The following is a 2,088-nucleotide window of genomic DNA, read 5'->3' on the forward strand; positions in this document are numbered from 1 at the left end:
GTTTTCATTTGTTACGGCGACGGGTTTTGGTTTTCCTGTTGAGCCTGATGTGTAGATCACATAGGCGAGTGTGTCTTTCGTGAGGGGGGCGGTACGGTCTTTGTCGGATGGCGGGGTTTCGGGTTCTGCCGCGAGGAGGGTGTCTGTGTCCTGCGCGTCGAGGCAGAGGGTCTGGCAGGGTGCGGGCGGCGCGTTCAGGGTTTCGGTGGTGATCAGCAGCGCGGCCGGGGCGCCCTGCAGCAGCAGGGCGCGGCGGGCCTGCGGGTGGTCGGGATCGAGCGGCAGGTAGGCGCCGCCGGCCTTGGTGATGGCCAGCAGCGTCACGATCAGCTCTGCCGAGCGGGGCAGGCACACACCGACCACGGTCTCAGGCCCGATGCCGCGCCGGATCAGGTGATGGGCCAGCCGGTTGGCGCGGCGCTCCAGCTCCCCGTAGCTGAGCACCTGCGCGCCGTCGCGCACCGCCGGGGCCTGCGGCTGCGCTGCAGCCTGCAGCGCAAAGAGATCGGCCAGCGTGTGGGCTCCGGTCTCCGGGGCGCCTGCGGTGGGCGCGCCGCTCCGGGCCAGCAGCGCCGCGCGCTCGGCACTGTCCAGGATCGGCAGCGCCGCGATCGCGGTCTCGGGCGCGGCGACGGCCGCGGACGCCAGCTGCGTGAACATCCGCGCCATCCGCTCGGCGGTGGCGCGGTCGAACAGCTGGGTGGCATAGACAAGATGGCCGCTGATCTGGCCATCCGCCTCTTCCCGCAGGTCCAACGACAGGTCAAACTGCGCCCGCGTCATGTTGCCCGGCTCTGGGGTCACGCCAACCCCGTCGAGACGCAGCAGCCCGTCCTGGTCGCGCTCGGCCCAGTTCTGCAGCACCATCATCACCTGCACCAGCGGCGCATGGGACAGGCTGCGCTCGGGCGCCACCGCCTCGACCACCGTCTCGAACGGCACCTCTCCGCGCTCCAGCGCAGACAACACCGATCCCCGCGCTGCCCGCAGCGTTGCCGCAAAGCTCTCGCCGGGCGACAGCCGGTGTCGCAGTGCCACCGTGTTCACAAAAAAGCCCACCAGATCGTCCAGCTCCGGACGCGGCCGGTTCGCCGTTGCCGTGCCCAGCACTACATCCGGCCCCGCGCCAAGCCGGGACAGCAGCACCGCCAGCACCGTCTCCAGCACCATGAACAGCGTCGCCCCCTCGCGTTCCCCGAGCGCTCGCAATGCCTCAGCCAGCGCCGTCGGCAGCCGAACCGGCACCGCGCCGCCGCGGTAGTCCATCCGCGCGGGTCGCGGCCGGTCGAAGGGCAGCGCAATCGCCTCGGGCACCCCATCCAGATAGTCGCGCCACCACTGCGCGCCCGCGCTCAGCCGCGCCGGCGTCAGTTGCGCCCGCTGCCACCGGGCATAATCCGCATAACTCACCGGCAGCGGCGGCAACTCCGCAATGCCCCCCGTCCGTGCCGCCTCGTAGAGCGCCGCCGCCTCGCGCGTCAGAACCCCCATCGACCAGCCATCGAGAACGCTGTGATGCCCGCCATGGACCAGCACATGCTCGCGCTCTGACAGGCGCAGGAGATGCGCCCGAAAGAGCGGGCCCCGCGTCAGGTCAAAAGGCCGCGCCAGCAGCGCCGCCACGCGGGCCTCGACCGCCTCGGGGGCCACCCGCTCGCAGGGCAGGGTGAACCCGCCCGCCGCCGCAACCACCTGTTCCGGCGTGCCGCCACGAGCCTCAAAATGCGTGCGCAGCGCGGCGTGCCGCGCCACCAGCCCCACCAAAGCCGCCTCCAGCGCCGCCACATCCAGCGGCCCGCGCAGCCGCAACGCCCATTCCATGTGATAGGCCGCGCCCGCCGCCGCCTCCAGCCGGTCCAGAAACCACAGCCGCTCTTGCTGCAAGGCCAGCGGTGCCGGCCCCTCCGTGCCCGTCGCAACCAGCGGCGCATCCGAGGCGGGTCCGGACGCCGACGGCGCCGACAGCAAAGCCGAGGCGATCCCCGCAACCGTCCGCCCTTCAAACACAGACCGAACCGAAACACGCCGCCCCGTCGCCTCCTCAAGACGACCAGCAAGACGAACCGCTGACAACGAATGACCACCAAG

General features: G+C 71.1%; 1 protein-coding gene. It reads right to left on the reverse strand.

Going from position 1 to position 2,088, the window contains the following annotated elements; all coding sequences use genetic code 11:
* Nucleotides 1-2,088: condensation domain-containing protein (locus Q5Y75_RS28285; protein WP_306203635.1), on the reverse strand; the 2,088-nt coding region annotated here is incomplete at both ends.

The sequence above is a fragment of the Ruegeria discodermiae genome (genome assembly GCF_030758345.1).
GTDB lineage: Bacteria > Pseudomonadota > Alphaproteobacteria > Rhodobacterales > Rhodobacteraceae > Ruegeria_C.